This window comes from uncultured Pseudosulfitobacter sp. (genome assembly GCF_963976325.1).
GTDB lineage: Bacteria > Pseudomonadota > Alphaproteobacteria > Rhodobacterales > Rhodobacteraceae > Pseudosulfitobacter.
The window spans coordinates 1-19,567 of record NZ_CAXBJW010000001.1 but is presented as its reverse complement, the minus strand read 5'-3'; the positions used below and the strand labels follow the sequence as shown (position 1 = coordinate 19,567).

Below are 19,567 nucleotides of genomic sequence, written 5' to 3'. Positions count from 1 at the left end.
GCGCATGGTGTCCTCTTAGATGCCTGCGTAAATCTCCGCGATGCGGGCGACGGCGGCGTCGGCTGTCATCTCTTCGCTTTCACCGGTGCGGCGCGAGGTCAGTTCGACCACGCCGTTTTTCAGCCCACGGGGCCCAACGGTGATGCGCCACGGCAGGCCGATCAGGTCCATCGCGGCGAATTTGCCGCCTGCCCGCTCGTCGCGGTCGTCATAGAGCGGGTCGAACCCCTTGGCTTTCAACGCTTTATAAAGTCCCTCGCAGGCGCCATCTGTCGCCTCGTCGCCCTGACGCAGGTTGACGATGCCGACGTGGAAGGGGGTCACGCCCTCGGGCCAGATGATGCCGTTGTCGTCGTGGTTCGCCTCGATGATGGCGCCCAGCAGGCGGCTGACGCCGATGCCGTGGCTGCCCATGTGCACGGGCACCTGTTTGCCGTCCGGTCCCTGGACCACCGCGCCCAGCGGTTCGGAATACTTGGTGCCGAAATAGAAGATCTGGCCCACTTCGATGCCGCGTGCCACGCGGCGGCGGTCCTCGGGGACCTGTTCGAACAGGGCGGCATCGTGGGTTTCGTCCGTGCGGGCGTATTTGGTGGTGAATTCTTCCATCACGGCGGCGCAATCTTCGACGCTGTCGTAGTCGATCTCGCGGTCGCCGAATTTCAGATCGGTCACGGCGCTGTCATAGAAGACCTCGGATTCGCCGGTTTCGGCCAGCACCAGGAATTCATGGGTGTCGTCGCCGCCGATGGGGCCACTGTCGGCGCGCATCGGGATCGCTTGCAGGCCCATGCGTTCGTAGGTGCGCAGGTAGGTGACCAGGTGACGGTTGTAGGCGTGCAACGCGTCCTCTTTGGTCAGGTCGAAGTTATAGCCGTCCTTCATCAGGAATTCGCGGCCGCGCATCACGCCGAAGCGCGGGCGGACTTCGTCGCGGAATTTCCACTGGATCTGATACATGGTCAGCGGCAGATCCTTGTAGCTGCTGACGTTGGCGCGGAAGATGTCGGTGATCAGTTCCTCGGCGGTGGGCGTGAACAGCATGTCGCGGTCGTGCCGGTCCTTGAAGCGCAGCATTTCCGCGCCGTAGGCGTCGTAGCGGCCGCTTTCGCGCCACAGGTCGGCGGACTGGATGGTGGGCATCAGCATCGGCATGTGACCGGCGCGGGCCTGTTCCTCGTGCACGATGTTTTCGATCTTGCGCAGGACCTTGAAGCCCAGCGGCAGCCACGAATAGATGCCCGCGCTGGCTTGTTTGATCATGCCCGCCCGCAGCATCAGGCGGTGGCTGACAATCTGTGCCTCGCTGGGGGTTTCCTTGAGAACGGGCAGAAAATAACGGCTCAGGCGCATCATGGCCTCCTTGGAACGGGGTTTGCGCCTGATTAGGGCATTGGCGGCGCTGTCGCAATTGGGAAAGCGGGGCAAGGTCGCCGCCTGGGTCAGAAACGCCGACGGCCCCTGCAAGGGGGCCGCCAGCCGTTCAGGTCATGCGATCTGCGATCTGCGATCAGGTTGTCGGGTTTTCGACCAGGCCACCCAGTTCGTGATCGTCCAGGTTCATCACGTCCTCGTTGGATTTCTCCCAGTCGCGGCGGTCCTGTTCCGTGGCTTCGGGCGAAAACAGCCCCGTCAGCGCATAGAAGATACCGATCACGGGTGCTGTCCAGCAAGCGAAGGCCAGCGGGATATACAGCAGGTTTTCCAGATTGCCGCCCATCACGCCAAGGCCCAGCGCGCTGATGACGAATGCGCCGCCCGCGTTCCACGGGATCAGCGGGCTCATCAATGTGCCGCCTTCTTCGACGGCGCGGCTGAGGTTCAGGGTGGAATAGCCCATGCCCCGGTACAGCGGCGCGTACATGCGGCCCGGCAGCGCGATCGAGATATAGGGATCACCCGCCACCAGATTGGTGGCAAAGGCCGTCCCGATGGCCGAACTTTGCACGGCACCAAAGCTTTTGACGCGGGCGATGATGGCGTGAATGATCGCTTCGAGGCAGCCGGTGCGTTCCAGCGCACCGCCAAAGCCAAGGGCGATCAGCATCAGCGAGATGGTCCACATCATCGACTGGATGCCGCCGGCGTTCAGCAGCGTATCAATGTCGGCCACGCCGGTTTCGATGGCATAGCCCGATTGCGCATAGGCAAAGACCGAATGCAGCCCCTCGCCCTGCCAGAACACGGCGACCAACCCGCCCGCGACGACACCGGCAAACAGCGACGGCAGCGGCGGTTGGCGCAGCAGGGCCAGGCAGATCACGATCAGCGCCGGCAGCAGCGGCACCAGGCCAAGCGCAAAGGTATCGTCAAGCTGGGCGGTGATCTGCGAGATGCTGCTGACGTCGCCCGTGGCCCCGTCTTCGATCATCACGAAGCCCACGACGACATAGATGGTCAGCGCGATCAGCATCGCGGGGACCGTGGTGGGCATCATGTTGCGGATGTGGTCAAAGACATTGGTCCCCGTCACCGCCGGGGCAAGGTTGGTGGTGTCCGACAGCGGCGAGATCTTGTCCCCGAAGAATGCGCCCGAGACGATGGCGCCAGCGGTCCAATAGGCCGGAATGCCAAACCCCGCGCCAATGCCCATCAGCGCCAGACCGACCGTGCCGACCGTGCCCCAGCTTGTCCCCAAGGACAGCGAGACCACGGCGCACAGGATCATGGCGGCGGCAAGGAAGATGGAAGGTGTCAGCAGTGTGAGGCCATAATAGATCAGGGTCGGCACGGTGCCGGCCGCGATCCATGTGCCGATGATCATCCCCACCACGATCAGAACGGCAAGGGATGGCATGGACACGTGGATCACGTGAAAAACGCCTTCGCGGATGTCGAGCCATGTCTGCCCGCGCAGCACCCCCAGCAGCGCGGTGATGGCAAGGCCGATGGCCAGCGGAATATGCGGTGTGAAGTCGCCGTAGTAGAACAATTGCAGAGCCAATAGCCCCAGTGTGAGTATTACCGGAAGAAGCGCGAGCGGTAGGCTGGGCAATTCCTTTTTCATGAATGCAGTCCTTCGTTTTTGCGTTTTTTGACTTGATCGTCCTTTGGCCAAACGCGGGTGAAGCGGGCTGAGTTCCAAAATTGGTGCCGGTGCCAACTGACGCAGGGTGCGCGCCGCGTGGCTTTGACCGAGGAAGGAAGGCCGACAGGCCGGAGCGGCGTGGCGCGGGTTTCATCCCGAAACGGCCCCGTCAAAGGCCGGATCGGACGCGCCTTTGCCCGCGGCCTTTTGGGCGGGACTAAACAGATTTCAAAGCGTCAAAGCCGTTCTCGGAAAACATGGGGGTCAGAGCCTATCCGCCAATATTGTTGTCCTTGCGGAAATCGCTGCACATGCCTTCTGTTGCATATATGCGCTCTGCGTAGCGCACCGGATAGTGGTGGGCGCCATCCACGCGGGCGCTGCGGGCGATGATCTTTGCCAGACCGCAGGCCATGATTTTCATCGCATGACCGCCAATCAACGATTTTTCCTGCAGTTGCAGGCCGATGTCATAGCGGTTGAACCGGGTCGAGGTTGTGTAGGCGGCGGCATTTCTGACGATTCCCAGAACCTCGCCGCTGTGATAGACGCGGTAAATGACCGGCCAGTCCTCCTCGATGTTGTCATTGATCGCCATCCAGGACCAATTTGTCACCGGCGAACTGTTAAAGGTGTAAGCGGCCGCGACCCGTTTAAACCGATAGGCCGCCATTTGTGCGAGCCCGCCGCCCAGCGAATGTCCGGCGGTATAGACCGAGGCCCCTTTGTAAGGGCCTGCGTCCAACGATTTGAAAACCTTTACAAGTTCGCCCTCTGCCACCCTGTATTGTGGGGGTTCCACCCCTGTGGCGGCAGAGAGGTTCGTGCTCCAGTCACGCAAGCTGGGGCTTTCGGTGCCCCGAAAGACGATCGCCACCTCCAGCACCTTGTTGCTGGACGTCCTGTAGGCGAAGGTTTCGTAGAACAGCCCGTTTGGGTGATCGAGGCAGAAATTCGCATCCCTCGTGTTCAACACCCGTTCCCAGCGGCCGGCGGGTCCTGCGGCGTGCTGGGTTCTGTCCACGACCGGCAGCTGCAAAAGGTTGCGATGCACCGACGCGTCACGGCAGGTTGCGCCCCTGTTTTCGCGCCCGCCCATTTCCTCGCGGTAATAGACCATTTCCGACAGAAGCGCCATGAAACCAAAGCGCACGGCAATGTCCTGCACAACCGGATCCTGTCCGATCACCGGCTCTTTCACCTTGTCCTTGTGAATGGCATGGGCAATTGGCGTCACCACCACCCCGCAGCTTGCCATGCAACTGAGCACGGCGACAAACAGACAAGATTTCCTGAGCCACGAGGGGCGCAACAGCCCCGTTGTTTTGCGAAATAGCATATGCGTTATCTACCCTGTCTGCCGGAAATTTCAGAAACGCCGTCATGAATAGCTGCGATAAATAGTTTTGAATAAGCACGCCAATGGGAACAGGGTGCCCCCTGTTTCCCTGCCGATCAAGGTTTTTTAGGTTTTATTCCGGTCCGGGGAAAGCCAGGCAATGCAGCCGACGCAGATGAATACGCCAGCCCTGCCCTTGCGCCGCTATTCCGGCGCGTCCAGTTCCGCCACACCGCTGGCCAGGTTCAGCGCCACCAAAGTCGCCTTGGCCATGTCCTGCACCGACACCCATTCCAGCGGGCCGTGCACGTTTTGCATCCCGCAGAAGATGTTGGGGCACGGGGTGCCAAACTCGGTCAGGCGTGACCCGTCGGTGCCGCCCCGGATTGCGCCGGACACAGGTTCCATCCCCGCCTTGCGCACGGCAGCGGTGGCCATGTCGACGGGTGTCATGTCTTTTTCCAGCCAGTAGCGCATGTTGCGGTATTGGTGGGTGATGTCGCAGGTGATCTGCGCGCGCGGTTCGGTGGCGGCGACGGTTTCGCAGACCTGACGCAAGAGCGCGCCCTTGGCTTCCAGCCCCTCCATTTCAAAGTCGCGCAGGATGAAGTGCATCTCGACCTCGGCCGCGCTGCCGGTCATCGACACGGCGTGGATAAAGCCGTCGCGGCCCTCGGTGGTTTCGGGGGTCATGGTGACGTGGGGCAATGTCATCAGCACCTTGGCGCCTAAGTGCAGAGCGTTGACCAGCTCGTCCTTGGCCCAGCCGGGGTGGATCGACACGCCGGTGATCTTGACGACGCCCGCGTCGGCCGAAAAGCTTTCGTATTCCACGTCGCCGGGCTTTGATCCGTCAAAGGTATAGGCGAAATCCGCCGCCAGATCGGTGGGCAGGTTCGGCGTCACGCCGCGCCCGATTTCCTCGTCGGGGACAAAGGTCAGACGGATTTTGCCGTGCGGGATGTCGGGGTTTTCCAGCAGATGGCGCGCGGCGGTCATGACCACGGCAACGCCGGCCTTGTCATCCGCACCCAGCAGGGTGGTGCCGCTGGCGGTGATGATATCCTCGCCGTGTTTTTCCGCGAGGAACGGGTAGTCGTCGGGCGACAGGCGCAGATCGGGCGCGTCGGCAAAGGTGATGTCGCCGCCGTTGTAGCCCCGGTGCACCACGGGTTTGACGCCGGTGGCGTTGAACTGCGGCGCGGTGTCGACATGGGCGAGCCAGCCCATGACGGGGGCGGTGACGCCTGCGGTGGCGGGGATGGTGGCCAGCACGACGCTGTCCTGGCTGAGCGTCACGTCCTGTGCGCCCATCGCGGTCAGTTCGTCCATCAGCAGGCGGGACATATCCAGCTGGATCTGCGTGCTGGGGACCGATGCGCTGTGCCCGTCGCTTTGGCTGTCGATTTTGGCGTAGCGGACAAGGCGGTCTTCCAGCTCGGTGTCGAAATCGGTGCGCATGGCGGGTCTCCTGCATCTGGGGGTTGCGCGCATCTGGGATCGTGGGTGGTGGAGTGTCAAGTGGGGCGGCGTTGGGATCGTGACCGCGCCTCGTAGGGCAGCGCAGGACCGCGATCCGGACCCAAACTGAACGAAAACGGCAGGACAGGTCTGTCCGCCACGATGAGAAACGTCGCTGCCGGGCTGCGACGCTGCGAGTTCATGGGCCGATCCGCCAAACTTCGGGCGTTTGCGCGATCGCACACACCGCTCAGGGTGAAAAACGCTTGTTCAACTGGCAAAACCAGGTGATCGTCACGTCAGACGGCAGGCAACTTGGGGAATGTCAGATTAGGAAACTTTTAGCATTAGCCGGGGCACTAGCATTCACCTTTGGGTGTTCGGTGCCAAAAACAGAGACGCCAGAATGCCTCGCTCCCATCGAGTTGACCCAGGCACTTTCTCAAGCCACGGAAAAACGAAGCGCATGGGAAGAGGTGTTCCGAACGATTCTCGATAAGAATGACGTTCCAGCATTTTTGGCTGATTGGAGGCCTGGGGACAGCTATAATATTATGCGTATGACCTGTTATGAATACCCGACCGAAAATCCAGTGTTCAATGCCAAAATTACAACCCCTCGGGTAGGGTACGCCTACCTAACTTTTACCCGTGAAGGAGGCAAGATCGTAGCCCGTAGCTTTTTTGCTGACGCTTTAAGCACGCCAGTGGAATAGCTTTGAGGGCAACAGCCTCAATAGAAGCTATTTGACTTGTTCCTTCGACATAGCTTTGTGGCGTAACTAAGAAAGAACGTTTCAGTGAATATTAAGAACCTGATAGCTTTAGCCGGAACGCTAGCATTCGCCTTTGGGTGTTCGGTGCCAAAAACAGAGGCGTCAGAATGCCTCGCTCCTATCGAGTTGACCCAGGCACTTTCTCAAGCCACGGAAAAACGAAGCGTATGGGAAGAGATATTCCGGGAGATTCCCGATGATTATGACGTTCCTGGATTTTTGGCTGATTGGAGGCCTGGGGACAGCTATAATATTCTGGATATGACCTGTTTTGAATACCCGACCGAAGTTCCAGAGTTCGTTGCCGAAATTACAACCCCTCGTCTAGGGAACGCCCTACTAGGTTTTACCCGTGAAGGAGGCAAGATCGTAGCCCGTAGCTTTTTTGCTGACGCTTTAAGCACGCCAGTGGAATAGCTTTGAGGGCAACGGCTCGATAGATTATATCTGACTTGTTCCGTTGACATGGCGTTGTTGCGTAACTGAAGTTTGAAGCGTCACGACCCCCTTCCCCCCACGCCCCCCTTACCACAGCCCCTGCCCCCGTGCCATGTAACGGCTCTGTAACAGGAGCCTGCCCCATGACCACGATCCTTGAGCCTGCCCGCGAAACGCCTGTGATCCATGACACCGAGGTGCTGGTCGTAGGCTCGGGCCCCGGCGGGCTGGCGGCGGCGATTGCGGCGGCGCGGGCGGTGGATGTGGCAGCGGTGCAGGATGTTCTGCGGGGGCAAGGCGTGCGGGTGCAGTGACGGGGCTGAGCGTCAGATGGTTTTGACCTTCGCGTTATAGATCGGACCCGAGGCGAAAAAGCGGGGCTTGGTGCAAGGTGCCGTGAGGGTCTGCTTGGAGGCCCCATTGCATTTCTTCTGATGCGCAGCGGAAGTTTCCTATCGTGGTGGGGGGCAAAACCGTTCAACACCCACTTGGGTTTTGAACGGGGTTTGTGGAAGGGCAGAGCGAGGGGGGGGGGGTTACCCAGATCAGCCGTTCGTGCGTCGCGCGGCGAATGCCGGAAGAGAGCCCTAAGTGACCTTGCCAGTGAAGGCAGCGCCCGACCGCGGGTGGGCATCGGAAGGTCAGTGGATACCACTTTATTTCTAATCTTTGGCGTGTGGATGATGAACTGCGCCACGGTGAGGAAGCGCCCGCCCATGGGGCGGTCGGGCGCTGCCCGGCGGTGCTACGCACCTTGACTCCGGGCTTTGGTGGACGACCGCTAGGTCCCGCACTGCGGACAGTGGCTGGCTCGTCCTTGAATGTCCGCTGTCAGGTACTCTCTGGTCAGAACTCAACCGTTTATCGCAGCCAAGCACATCCGCCCCCTTTCCGCTTTCCCCCGCGAACCAGAACCGCAAGCCGCCGCGCATCATGCCGCGGGCGTGCCTGCGACATGGCGGGCCGTCCGCTGACACGGCGATGCGCGCCCTGCCACCCGCCCCTTGAAACCGAACGCCCCATAAGCGATGTGTAAAGCTGACCATTGCAGGAGCGTCACATGGGTTTGCCCGTCCGCGATCAACTGAAATACTGGGGCTTTGCCGCGGTGATCTTTTTTGTCCTGCTTTGGGCGCTGGGCGATGTGCTGGTGCCCTTCCTGCTGGGCGGGGCGATTGCCTATTTCCTTGATCCGGTCGCTGACAAGCTGGAGCGCATGGGGGCCAGTCGTGTGCTGGCCACGGCGATCATCACGCTGGTGGCGCTGCTGCTGTTCGTGCTGATGGCGCTGCTGGTGGTGCCGACGCTGGTCAACCAGTCGGTGCAACTGTTCAACACCGCGCCTGATCTGGCCAAGAATTTCGGCACCTTCCTGACCGAACGCTTTCCGTCGCTGCTGGATTCCGACAGCACGTTGCGCCAGTCGCTGGACAGCCTGGCCGCCACCGTACAAGAGCGCGGCGGCGAGCTGGTGACCACGGCGCTGAGCAGCGCCGCGTCGCTGATCAACATCGCGGTGCTGTTCGTGATCGTGCCGGTGGTGTCGGTCTATCTGCTGCTGGACTGGGACAATATGGTGGCGCGCATTGACGAACTGCTGCCGCGCGACCATGCACCCACCATCCGCAAACTGGCGGGCCAGATCGACAACACGCTGGCGTCGTTCATTCGCGGCATGGGCACGGTCTGTCTGATCCTTGGGGCCTATTACGCGATTGCGCTGATGCTGGTGGGGCTGCAATTCGGGCTGGTCGTGGGGTTTGTCGCGGGGCTGATTACGTTCATTCCCTATCTGGGCGCGCTGATCGGCGGGGCGCTGGCCATCGGGCTGGGGCTGTTCCAGTTCTGGGGCGACTGGGTGTCGCTGGGGCTGGTGGCAGGTATTTTCGTCGTCGGTCAGGTGATCGAGGGCAATTTCCTGACGCCCAAGCTGGTGGGCAATTCGGTGGGGCTGCATCCTGTGTGGCTGATTTTGGCGTTGTCGGTGTTCGGCACGCTCTTCGGTTTTGTCGGGATGCTGGTCGCGGTGCCCGTGGCGGCGGCGCTGGGCGTGGTCACACGCTTTGCCGTGCAGCAGTATCAGGACAGTCTGCTATATCGCGGGCTGTCGGACCATCACCTGACGGACGAGGGCCACGTTGTCCCCGACCAGCGCGACGCGGACTAAGCCATGCCGCAACAGCTGAGTTTTGACCTGCCGGTGCGCACCGCACTGGGGCGCGATGATTTCATGGTGTCGCCCGGCAATGCGGTGGCGGTCAGCCTGATCGAGAACTGGGCCAACTGGCCGGGGGGCAAGCTGGTGCTGACCGGCCCGCCCGGCGCGGGCAAGACGCATCTGACCCATGTCTGGGCGGGGCTGTCGGGCGCGCGCATCGTGGCGGCGGGCGATCTGGCGGGGGCGGATATTCCCGATCTGGCTGGCGGGGCCGTTGCGGTCGAGGACGTGCCGCAGATTGCGCAGGACACCGATGCGATGACCGCCCTGTTCCATCTGCACAATCTGGTGCTGGCCAATGGTCATGCGCTGTTGATGACGGGGCGCGGTGCGCCGGTGCACTGGGGGCTGGCGCTGCCCGATCTGCAAAGCCGCGTGGGCGGCACGCCTGCCGCTATTCTGGAGCTGCCGGATGATGCGCTGCTGGCCGCCGTGCTGGCCAAGCTGTTTGCTGACCGCCAACTGAAACCGCGCATTGACGTGATCCCCTATCTGGCGCTGCATATGGAGCGGTCGTTCGAGGCCGCGCGGCGGATTGTGGCGGCGCTGGACACAGAATCGCTGAGCGCGCAAAAGCCGCTGACCCGGGTCATGGCGGCCAAGGTTCTGGGGCGCGAAGAAGGGTGAGCGACCCCATAGGCGCCGATCTGCCATCCTAACGTTGTTTCAAAGGCTTAAAGCTGGACATTTAAGTCGGATGCGCGCCAAGCTTGTTATATCTCCGTTACAATACCGGTCTATCAGCGCGCCATGTCACAAGCAGATTTCCTGAAGCACCCCTTCCCCGAAGCCCAGACGCTGGACGATCTTGATCTGTCCGGCCCCGGCCGTTTTGTAAACCGCGAGCTGAGCTGGCTGGCCTTTAACTGGCGCGTGCTGGAAGAGGCCGAGAACCCGCGTGTGCCGCTGCTGGAACGGCTGCGGTTTCTGTCGATCAGCGCGGGCAATCTGGACGAGTTTTATACCGTGCGCGTGGCCGGTCTGCGCGAGCTTGCGATTGCGGGCAACACCACGCCCGCCGCCGACGGGCTGACCCCTGCCGAGCAACTGGTGCTGATCAACGAAAACGCCCGCGCGCTGATGCTGTCGCAGCAACGGGTGCTGTCGGACCTGCTGGCCGAGATGGAGGCCGAGGGCATCGACGTGCTGAAACGCGAGGAACTGACGTCCAGCGACAAGACGTTTCTGGCCGATTATTTCCTGAACCACGTCTTTGCGGTTCTGTCGCCGCTGGCAATTGATCCGGCACACCCCTTCCCGTTCATTCCCAACACCGGCTTTGCGCTGGCGTTGCAGTTGGAACGCAAGTCGGACAAGCGCCCGTTGCAGGCGCTGTTGCCGATCCCCGCACAGATCGACCGCTTTGTCGCCCTGCCCGGTCAAGGCACGCGGTTCCTGCCGCTGGAGGAACTTCTGGTCGAACAGATCGGCACGTTGTTCCCGGGCTATCAGTTGACCGCGCATTTCGAATTTCAGGTGCTGCGCGACAGCGACCTTGAGGTCGAGGACGAGGCCGAGGATCTGGTGCGCGAATTCGAGGTGGCGCTGAAACGCCGCCGGCGCGGCGAAGTGGTGCGGATGCTGCATTCGGCGGGTGCGCCCGAGCGGTTGAAGTCGGTGATCATGCGCGAACTGAACGTCATGCATTCCGAAGTGATCGAGATCGACGGGATGATCGGTCTGGCCGATCTGGGCAAGCTGGTGCTGGACAGCCGTCCCGATCTTTTGTGGCCCACGTTCACCCCGCGCGTGCCCGAACGGGTGACGGATTTCGACGGCGATATGTTCGCCGCGATCCGTCAGAAAGACATGCTGCTGCATCACCCCTACGAGACCTTCGAGATGGTGATCCGGTTCCTGCAACAGGCGGCGCGCGACCCGAATGTGGTGGCGATCAAACAGACGCTGTACCGCACCTCGAAACGGTCGCCCATTGTCGAGGCCTTGTGCGAGGCGGCCGAGGACGGCAAGTCGGTGACGGCGCTGGTCGAGTTGAAGGCCCGCTTTGACGAGGCGGCAAACATCAACCAGTCGCGGCGGCTGGAGCGCGCGGGCGCGCATGTGGTCTACGGTTTTATCGATCTGAAAACCCATGCCAAGATCAGCACCGTGGTGCGCCGCGAGGGTGACGAGCTGGTGACCTATACCCATTACGGCACCGGCAACTATCACCCGATTACGGCGCGGATTTACACCGACCTGTCGTTGTTCACCTGCGATCCCAAGCTGGGCCGCGATGCCACCAAGGTGTTCAATTTCCTGTCCGGCTATGCCGAGCCGGAAGCATTGGACAACCTGGCGATTTCGCCCACCACGCTGAAACCGCGCCTGCTGGAAATGATCGCCAACGAGGCCGAACATGCCGCCGCCGGACGGCCTGCGGAAATCTGGGCCAAGATGAACGCGCTGATCGACGCCGAGGTGATTGATGCGCTCTATGCCGCGTCACAGGCCGGCGTGAAGATCAGCCTTGTGATTCGCGGCATCTGTGGCCTGCGGCCCGGTGTGACAGGGTTGAGCGAGAACATTCGCGTCAAATCCATCATCGGGCGGTTTCTGGAGCATTCGCGGATCGTGTGTTTTGGCAACGGCAAGGGGCTGCCCCACAAGAAGGCGCGGGTGTTTATCTCGTCTGCCGACTGGATGGGCCGCAACCTGAACCGCCGGGTGGAAACGCTGGTCGAGATCGAGAATCCCACAGTCAAATCGCAGATCACCAGTCAGGTCATGGCCGCAAACCTTGCGGATGTGGCGCAAAGCTGGGTGATGGCGCCGGACGGGACATTCGTGCGCCCCGATCTGCCCGAAGGCGGATTTGCCTTTAACTGTCACCGGTTTTTCATGGAAAACCCGTCGCTTTCGGGCCGTGGTTCAGCCGGTGCGTCGGATGTGCCGCAGCTGACGCACACCGAGGACTGATTGACCACGGCCCCCCCGTGGGCCATGTTCGGCAACGACACTGCGGCGGCCATAGGGAACCGAATGACCGATCAGACCGAACAGGCCAGCACTGTGGCCACCGATCCTGTCGCACCGCATGACTGGGGCCCGTTCGGGCGGCCGTTGTTCGAAGATCCCGGCGCGCGGGCGCTGGCCCGTGTGGGCGTGGTCGACATCGGGTCAAACTCGGTCCGGCTGGTGGTGTTTGACGGCGCGGCGCGCAGTCCGGCGTATTTCTATAACGAAAAGATCATGTGCGCCCTGGGTGCGGGGCTGAGCGAAAGCGGCACGCTGAACCCGTCGGGGCGCAAGCGGGCGCTGGCGGCGTTGATCCGGTTCAAACATCTGGCCGACGGGATGAACCTGCCCGAGCTGACGCTGGTGGCCACGGCGGCGGTGCGCGATGCGTCGGACGGGGCCGAGTTCTGCGCGGATGTCCTGCGCGAGACGGGATTGCGCATTTGGGTCATCGACGGGCGCGAAGAGGCGCGGCTGTCGGCGCAGGGTGTGCTGTTGGGCTGGCCGGGGGCCTACGGTCTGGTCTGTGACATCGGCGGGTCGTCGATGGAGCTGGCCGAGATATCCGGCGGGCGTGTGGGCCGCCGCGAGACATCGCAGTTGGGGCCGCTGAAGCTGGTGGATGTGAAGGGCGGCAAGAAGGGCCGCCGCGACCATATCGCTGCTGTGATGGACCAGTTGCAAGAGGCGATGGGGATGCAGCGCGACCGTCTGTTTCTGGTCGGCGGGTCGTGGCGGGCGATTGCGCGCATTGACATGTACCGGCGCAACTATCCGCTGCACGTGCTGCACGAATACCGCATGACGCCCAAGAGCGTGGCCAAGACGGTGGCCTTTATCGCCGAGAGCGATCCCGAGGAGCTGCGCAACAAATGCGGCATCTCGGCGCAACGGATGGGGCTGGTGCCGCTGGCCGCCGAAGTGCTGTCGCGGCTGGTGCGCACATTCAAGCCCAAGGACATTGCCGTGTCGTCCTATGGCATCCGCGAGGGGTTGCTGTACGAACAGATGCCCCAGCGCCTGCGCGACCGTGATCCGCTGATCGAATCCTGTCGCTTCGGCGAGGCCAAGGACGCGCGCCTGCCCGGGTTTGGCCGCACACTGTATGAATTCATCATGCCCTTGTTCAAATCCGCGCCGGTGCAGCGCAAGCGGCTGATCAAGGCGGCCTGCCTGCTGCATGATGTAAGCTGGCGCGCGCACCCCGATTACCGCGCCGAAGTGTGTTTCGACAACGCCACACGGGCGAACCTGGGCGGGCTGAAACATTCGGAACGGGTGTTCCTGGGGCTGGCGCTGTTGCACCGCTATTCCAACAAAAGCGAAGGCACGCCGTTCGAGAACCTGTACGAAATGCTGGACGAAAAGACCCGGCTTGAGGCGGAGATACTGGGCAAGGCGATGCGGTTCGGGGCGATGTTCTGGATGCAGAAGGATGCGGACCGGGGCGAGTTCCGGTGGTATCCCAAGAAGAAACAGCTTGAGCTGCATTTGTCCCCCGCCGTTGTGCCGCTTTATGGCGAGGTGGCCGAGGCGCGGCTGGCATCGCTGGCCAGCAGTCTGGGCGCCGATCTGACGGTCAAGACACGGCGACGCGCGCCACGGGTTTCGGGCGATGCAGGGGCGGCAGAGGGCAGCGCCTGACGGCGGGGCGCTTCTAGATCTCGACTTCGCCCTCTTTCGGCACGTATTCGGGCGCGTCGGGTTTGCGGCGTATGATGATGTCGCCGTTGGGCAGAACCTCGGGCGCGTTGTAGACGCTCCAGTCTTCGACCTGATCCATCAGATCACGCAGCGCGGGCCCCATTTCCTGGGCGAAATTGCGCATGGCGGGGCCGAAATCTTCCATCAATCCGCCCAGATCGTCGATGGCAGGCTCCATTTCCTTCATGATGCCGTCCATGAACATCCGCGCGCCCCGCTCCATCAGCGACAGGCCTTCGTCGTCGTCCTGTGCATAGGACGGTGTGGCCAATGCGGCCACGAGGGTCACGGGGATGAACAAACGTTTCATGCCCCCAATATGGGGGCTATGTGTGACATTTCAAAGAGGGTTCAGATTTCGATGTCCAGGGACACCGGAAAATGGTCGGATGCCGTCACCAGCGCATCGCGCAAGTCGGGCAGATGCCAGCAGTCGGGATCGTCCAGCGGATGCCAGATGCGCCAGCTTGGCGCGCGCTGCCGCAGGTCGGGCGAGATCATGATATAGTCCAGCAGCGCCTGCAAATAGCGTTTTTCGGGGCGTATCCAGAACCGCGCGCTGGTGGGCATGACGCCCAGACGCCGCCCCAGCGCCAGACGCGCGTGCGGGTCGTAGAGCTGCGGCTGCCCTTCGGACCCCAGCAGGATTTCAACCGACGAGCGGCCAAAAAGGTGTTCGTATTCGTCCAGCCCCGGCCCGTCGTTCATGTCGCCCATCACCATCAGCGGCGTGCCTGCGGTCAGATGGTCGGTGATGCGGGCCCGCAGCCAGATCGCCTGTGCCAGTTGCTTGCGACGGTTGGCGATGGAATGGTGGGTCACTTCGGCTTCGGTGACAGCACCATGGGGCGCTTTGGATTTCAGGTGTGCGCCGATCATGCGGAATTCAAACCCGGTGGCCAGCGAACGCATGGCCAGCTCCAGCGGCGGCTTGGAAAAGCGGATCAGGTCCTCGGTGTCGTCCACGTCCAGATCAATGCGAAAGGTGCCGTCGAACCGCGGCGCGTCGCGCGCGCCCTTTTTGCCGGTGTCGTGGCCGACGGGATCGTGGGTGGCCGCCAGCACGTCGGGGTCATAGAGCAGGGCGATTTCCTGCTGGGTGTCGTTGGCAAAGCCGATCACGGCGCGGCGGGCGCGCAGGTCGAACAGGCGCGCAAAGGATTCCAGCGCGCGGACCGTGTCGCGGTGGCGGTTCTGGTCGGGGGCTTCGATCACCATGACCGCGTCGGCATCCAGCGCGGTAAAGACAATCCCCAATGCTTCGAGCTGCTGGGCGCGGGTGATGTCGTAGCGGGCGGACCAGCCATCATCGGACAGCGGTGTGCCGTCATCGTCGAACAGGGCATTGAACCATTCGACGTTGTAGGTGGCCAGCCGCATCAGGCCGCGCCGGAGGTGGTCGTTTCCTGAATTTCGTCCCAAGCGCGGTTGATCTCGATCAGCCGTTTCTGCGCCATGCCGATGGCCTCTTCGGGCAGGCCGCGCGACATCAGCACGTCGGGGTGGTTCTCGCGGACCAGTTTGCGCCAGGCGGCACGGGTGGTGGCCAGATCGGCGCCACATTCGACGCCCAGAACCGTGTAGGGGTCGCATTTCTGGTTGGGCACGGCGCGGGCGCGCAGGGCGGCAAAGCGGGCGGGCGGCAGTTCGAAAATCTCGGCGACCTGTTCGAGAAAGGCGGCCTCGGCCTCGTGATAAAGACCGTCCGCCATAGCGATGTGAAACAGACCTTCCATCAGGTCGTACAGCGTTTCGGGTTGGTCGCGGAACATCGACTGGATGCGGCGGGCGTAGACGTCAAAGCCTGCGACGTCCTGACGTGCCAGATTGAACACGCGGGCGGCACCGGCTTCGTCCTCGGGGGCGATGTGGAACACCTCGCGGAAGGCCATGACCTCGGAGCGGGTCACGCGGCCGTCGGCCTTGGCCATCTTGGCCGACAGCGCAATCACCGCGATGGCAAAGCCGACAGAGCGTTCGGGGGGCGTGCGCAGACGGTCAAAGACCGCGGACAGGCCTTCGCCTGCGGTCAGGGCGCTGAGCGCTTCGGTTATGCGGGTCCAGATCGACATGGGGCGCACCATAGAGATGTTGTGTGACAGTGTCAGGATGGGAACGAGGCCAAATCCAATAAATCTGACTAAATCACTTTGTGCATTAAAATCAGGTCAAACCACTGGCCGAACTTGTACCCTGCCTGCGGTATGCGGCCCGAATGTGCAAAACCAAGGCAATTGTGAAAGGCCACGGCGTCGGGATTGCCGCCGCTGATGCCGGCCACCAGCAGGCGAATGTCGCGCGCTGCGGCGTCTGATTCCAATGCCGCCATCAGTGCACGGCCCACGCCCTGCCCGCGTGCCTGTGGCCCCAGCATGATGGAATGTTCGGCGGTGTGGCGATAGCCCGGACCGCTGCGAAAGCTGCCGAAGGTGGCGAACCCTGCGACCGCGCCGTCAAGCTGGGCCACGCGAAAGGCGCCTGCCCGCTCGGTTATCATCTGCGCGATGGCGGCGTCGCTTTTGGTGTCGGTGGTAAAGGTGATGTGCGGCTGTGCGATCACCGCGTTCCAGAGGGCGGCGATGGCCGGGGCATCGTCGGGATGGGCCGCGCGGATCACAGGGCGCGCGGGCCGTGGGGGGTGTCAAACTCGGCCCGCAAGGCGGCGGGGCCGGTGTCGAACACCACGCGGGCATCGTGCAGCATGGGGGCCAGAGCGGTGCGCATGTCATCCGCATGCGGATGGCTGACGATCAGACGTTTCAGGCGCACGCCGCTGGCGGCCAGACGGTCGGCGGGGTGCTGTGTGGTTTGCCATTGGATCAGCGCAGGCCAGCAATTGTCGTAGGGCAGCACGCCGCCGGGCGGCACCGCCATCCGCCAGCGCAGGTCGCCGCGTTGCAGATCGACCGGTTGCCCTGCCCCGTCGGGCGGCAAGTCGGGCATCTGCGCCAGCAGCGCATCCATGTCGTCGCAGCGGCAGATCCAGTTGGTCAGCCGCGCAGGCCCGCTGAACCGGTCCAGATCGAACCAGCGCGCGCGGTCGGGCTGTGGCGCTGCGGGATTGATGGCGATGGCTTCCAGATACAGACCGTCAGCCAGCCCCAGCAGCGTGTTGTGCGTGTGAAACACGGCGTGCTCTCCACCCGGCTGCATTTTCACGCCCAGCGCGGTTTCAACATACTCTGTCGCCTCGGCCAAAGTGGTCGCGGCGATGGCAATGTGGTCGAACTGCATCATACCCGAAATCCTATGTCAAAAAATGCAAGACTGCGCCGGTTTATCGCATTTTGGCGCATCGAAGTTAACGACAAACAAGCATTTGCGCCTGAAAGGCGCGCTTGTGATCGGCCCTGCCCTGCGGCGGGGCGTGTTGTCGGGGTCGGATGTGATGGATGTGATGGATAATTGTGCCCTGATGCGCGCGACGCGAAACACGCCGGTCGGGACACAGGCCAAAGCGTCCCGCGCCAAGGCGTCCGATACACAACCATTTCGGGAATTTTGTTGACATGAATGCCGCCAGTCATTCAATTTGCGGTAGTGGTACGAGTTTAGTTTTGTTTATTTTTTGACGTAGCAGAGCGTTACGCATGATATTTGAGAAAACCGTTTCGCCTGCATAACAGGGACACTCTTCATGATGACTTCTATCAAATCGCACATGCTGCGTACGGGCGCGGTTGTGGCGACCGCTGCCGCGCTGGTTCTGCCCGCTGTCGAGGCGCGCGCACAGGACTTTTATATTGGCACCATTCAGGCCTATGGGTTCAACTTCTGCCCGCGCGGGACCATGCAAGCTGCCGGTCAGTTGTTGCCGATTGCACAGTACCAAGCCCTGTTTTCGTTGCTGGGCAATCAGTATGGCGGCGATGCGCGCACGAATTTTGGCCTGCCCGACCTGCGCGGGCGCAGCATGGTCGGCTATGGCACACAACCGGGGCTGGACCCGATCAGCATGGGGCAAAAGGTTGGCTCAAGCAGTTTTACCCTGAGCGCCCAGCAAATGCCGCAACACAACCACATGATTGCGGTGACCAGCTCTGTCGGGAACGAAAAAGGACCGGCCAATGATATTCTGGGCGCGTCGAGCACGGATATGACCAAGCGGGACGTCTACACCTATTCCAACGCACCTGCGAATTCATACTTGCGCACCGACGCCGTAACATCGGCTGGCAACAGCGCACCGGTGAACCATCGCAGCCCCGTACAGGGGGTGAACTTTTGTATCGTGACTGACGGGCTTTACCCCTCGCGTTCGTAAACGGGGGCAAAGGACACAAAGCACGGGCCGCTCCCTTACCGGGGCGGCCCGTTTGCCGTTTAGCTGCGGGTTTCGCGGATCAGGCGCAGGATGTCCTGTGCGGCGTTGGGGATGTTGGTGCCGGGGCCAAAGATCGCCTTGACCCCTGCGTCATAGAGGAACTGGTAGTCCTGTTGCGGGATCACGCCGCCGCAGATCACCAGAATATCCCCCGCGCCTGCGTCTTTCAGCGCCTGTACCAGTTGCGGGGCCAGTGTTTTGTGACCCGCCGCCTGAGAGCTGATGCCGATGACGTGCACATCGTTGTCCACCGCATCCTGCGCCGCCTCGGCGGGGGTCTGGAACAATGGCCCCACATCCACATCAAAGCCGATGTCGGCAAAGGCGGTGGCGATCACCTTGGCGCCACGGTCGTGCCCGTCCTGCCCCATCTTGACCACCAGCATACGCGGGCGGCGGCCTTCTTCCTCGGCGAAATCCTCGACCGATTTCTGGATCGCGGCAAAGCCTTCGTCGCCCTCGTAGGCCGCGCCATAGACGCCTGCCAGTGTTTTGACTTCGGCGCGGTGGCGGCCGAATACTTTTTCCATCGCCATGCTGATTTCTCCGACTGAGGCGCGGGCGCGGGCGGCTTCGACCGCTGCGTCCAACAGGTTGCCGCCCTCGCGCGCGCGGCGGCTGAGTTCGTCCAAGGCGGCGGTGCAGGCCGCGTCGTCACGGGTGGCGCGGATTTTTTCCAGACGCGCGATCTGGCTGAGGCGCACAGCGACGTTGTCGACGTCCAGAATGTCGATCGGCTCTTCCTTGTCGCGGCGGTATTTGTTGACGCCCACGATCACCTCGTCGCCGCGGTCGATATTGGCCTGACGGGTCGCGGCGGCCTCTTCGATGCGCAGTTTGGGCATGCCGGAGGCAACCGCCTTGGTCATGCCGCCCAGTTCCTCGACCTCTTCGATCAGCTGCCACGCAGCCTCGGCCAGATCATGGGTCAGCTTTTCGACATAGTAAGACCCCGCCAGCGGATCGACCACGTTCGTCACACCGGTTTCCTCTTGCAGGATCAACTGGGTGTTGCGTGCGATGCGGGCGGAATGTTCGGTGGGCAGGCCGATGGCCTCGTCCAGCGAGTTGGTGTGCAGCGACTGGGTGCCGCCCAAAACGGCGCTCATCGCCTCATAGGCGGTGCGCACCACGTTGTTGTAAGGGTCCTGTTCCGCAAGGCTGACGCCGGATGTCTGGCAGTGTGTGCGCAGCATCGAGGATTTTTCGTTCTTCGGCTCGAACTCGGCCATGATCCGCGACCACAGCAGGCGCGCGGCGCGCAGTTTGGCGGCCTCCATGAAAAAGTTCATGCCGATGGCGAAGAAGAACGACAGGCGCG

General features: G+C 62.3%; 18 protein-coding genes. 8 read left to right on the top strand and 10 right to left on the bottom strand.

All coding sequences use genetic code 11. The features are described from left to right. Positions 1-15: 15 nt before the first annotated feature. The 4 genes from proS to pepT form a co-directional block, all read right to left on the bottom strand. The gene (proS, locus tag AAC077_RS00090) at positions 16-1,353 is read right to left on the bottom strand and encodes a proline--tRNA ligase (RefSeq protein ID WP_339765636.1); all 1,338 of its coding nucleotides are present in this window, start codon (positions 1,351-1,353) and stop codon (positions 16-18) included. 157 nt (positions 1,354-1,510) lie between these two features. Next, positions 1,511-3,007 carry a Na+/H+ antiporter NhaC gene (gene nhaC, locus AAC077_RS00085; protein WP_339765634.1) on the bottom strand — a complete coding sequence of 499 codons (1,497 nt, stop codon included), beginning with the start codon at positions 3,005-3,007 and terminating at the stop codon, positions 1,511-1,513. Positions 3,008-3,299: 292 nt separating this feature from the next. Further along, positions 3,300-4,367 (bottom strand): DUF6792 domain-containing protein, encoded by a 1,068-nt coding sequence (locus tag AAC077_RS00080; protein WP_339765632.1) that lies wholly within the window; start codon positions 4,365-4,367, stop codon positions 3,300-3,302. A 204-nt stretch (positions 4,368-4,571) separates the two neighbouring features. Next, positions 4,572-5,828 (bottom strand): peptidase T, encoded by a 1,257-nt coding sequence (gene pepT / locus AAC077_RS00075; protein ID WP_339765630.1) that lies wholly within the window; start codon positions 5,826-5,828, stop codon positions 4,572-4,574. Positions 5,829-6,094: 266 nt separating this feature from the next. On the opposite strand from pepT, the gene AAC077_RS00070 reads away from it, so the two are divergent. The 7 genes from AAC077_RS00070 (at position 6,095) to AAC077_RS00040 (ending at position 13,862) form a co-directional block, all read left to right on the top strand. Then, positions 6,095-6,544: a hypothetical protein gene (locus AAC077_RS00070; protein WP_339765628.1), complete on the top strand. Its 450-nt coding sequence runs from the start codon at positions 6,095-6,097 to the stop codon at positions 6,542-6,544. Between the two features lie 84 nt (positions 6,545-6,628). Beyond that, complete coding sequence (locus tag AAC077_RS00065) at positions 6,629-7,021, top strand: hypothetical protein (RefSeq protein ID WP_339765626.1); 393 nt, start codon at positions 6,629-6,631, stop codon at positions 7,019-7,021. A 164-nt stretch (positions 7,022-7,185) separates the two neighbouring features. Further along, complete coding sequence (locus AAC077_RS00060; RefSeq protein ID WP_339767985.1) at positions 7,186-7,356, top strand: hypothetical protein; 171 nt, start codon at positions 7,186-7,188, stop codon at positions 7,354-7,356. Positions 7,357-8,102: 746 nt separating this feature from the next. Continuing rightward, complete coding sequence (locus AAC077_RS00055; RefSeq protein ID WP_339765624.1) at positions 8,103-9,209, top strand: AI-2E family transporter; 1,107 nt, start codon at positions 8,103-8,105, stop codon at positions 9,207-9,209. A gap of 3 nt (positions 9,210-9,212) precedes the next feature. Continuing rightward, entirely contained in the window at positions 9,213-9,887 is a 675-nt protein-coding gene (locus AAC077_RS00050) for a chromosomal replication initiator DnaA (protein WP_339765622.1), read from the top strand. A 123-nt stretch (positions 9,888-10,010) separates the two neighbouring features. Then, positions 10,011-12,179, top strand: a complete 2,169-nt coding sequence (locus AAC077_RS00045) for an RNA degradosome polyphosphate kinase (protein WP_339765620.1) — start codon at positions 10,011-10,013, stop codon at positions 12,177-12,179. A gap of 63 nt (positions 12,180-12,242) precedes the next feature. Next, positions 12,243-13,862, top strand: coding sequence for a Ppx/GppA family phosphatase (locus AAC077_RS00040; protein WP_339765618.1), 1,620 nt, complete (start codon positions 12,243-12,245; stop codon positions 13,860-13,862). A gap of 13 nt (positions 13,863-13,875) precedes the next feature. On the opposite strand, the gene AAC077_RS00035 is transcribed toward AAC077_RS00040, so the two are convergent. The 5 genes from AAC077_RS00035 to AAC077_RS00015 form a co-directional block, all read right to left on the bottom strand. After that, a complete protein-coding gene (locus AAC077_RS00035) occupies positions 13,876-14,232 on the bottom strand; it encodes a hypothetical protein (protein WP_339765616.1) in 357 nt (118 codons plus the stop codon). Between the two features lie 41 nt (positions 14,233-14,273). Continuing rightward, positions 14,274-15,302 (bottom strand): endonuclease/exonuclease/phosphatase family protein, encoded by a 1,029-nt coding sequence (locus tag AAC077_RS00030; protein ID WP_339765614.1) that lies wholly within the window; start codon positions 15,300-15,302, stop codon positions 14,274-14,276. Continuing rightward, positions 15,302-15,994 (bottom strand): molecular chaperone DjiA, encoded by a 693-nt coding sequence (locus AAC077_RS00025; protein ID WP_339765612.1) that lies wholly within the window; start codon positions 15,992-15,994, stop codon positions 15,302-15,304. The genes AAC077_RS00030 and AAC077_RS00025 overlap by 1 nt, the downstream gene beginning before the upstream one ends. A 68-nt stretch (positions 15,995-16,062) precedes the next feature. Continuing rightward, a complete protein-coding gene (locus AAC077_RS00020; RefSeq protein ID WP_339765610.1) occupies positions 16,063-16,539 on the bottom strand; it encodes an N-acetyltransferase family protein in 477 nt (158 codons plus the stop codon). After that, positions 16,536-17,159, bottom strand: coding sequence for a VOC family protein (locus AAC077_RS00015; protein WP_339765608.1), 624 nt, complete (start codon positions 17,157-17,159; stop codon positions 16,536-16,538). Before AAC077_RS00015 ends, AAC077_RS00020 begins: the two co-directional genes overlap by 4 nt. 400 nt (positions 17,160-17,559) lie before the next feature. Here AAC077_RS00015 and AAC077_RS00010 point away from each other — a divergent pair, with 400 nt between their 5' ends. Further along, complete coding sequence (locus AAC077_RS00010) at positions 17,560-18,186, top strand: tail fiber protein (RefSeq protein ID WP_339765606.1); 627 nt, start codon at positions 17,560-17,562, stop codon at positions 18,184-18,186. A 59-nt stretch (positions 18,187-18,245) separates the two neighbouring features. On the opposite strand, the gene AAC077_RS00005 is transcribed toward AAC077_RS00010, so the two are convergent. After that, positions 18,246-19,567, bottom strand: a 1,322-nt coding sequence (locus AAC077_RS00005) for a methylmalonyl-CoA mutase family protein (RefSeq protein WP_339765604.1), incomplete at its 5' end; no start/stop codon positions are given.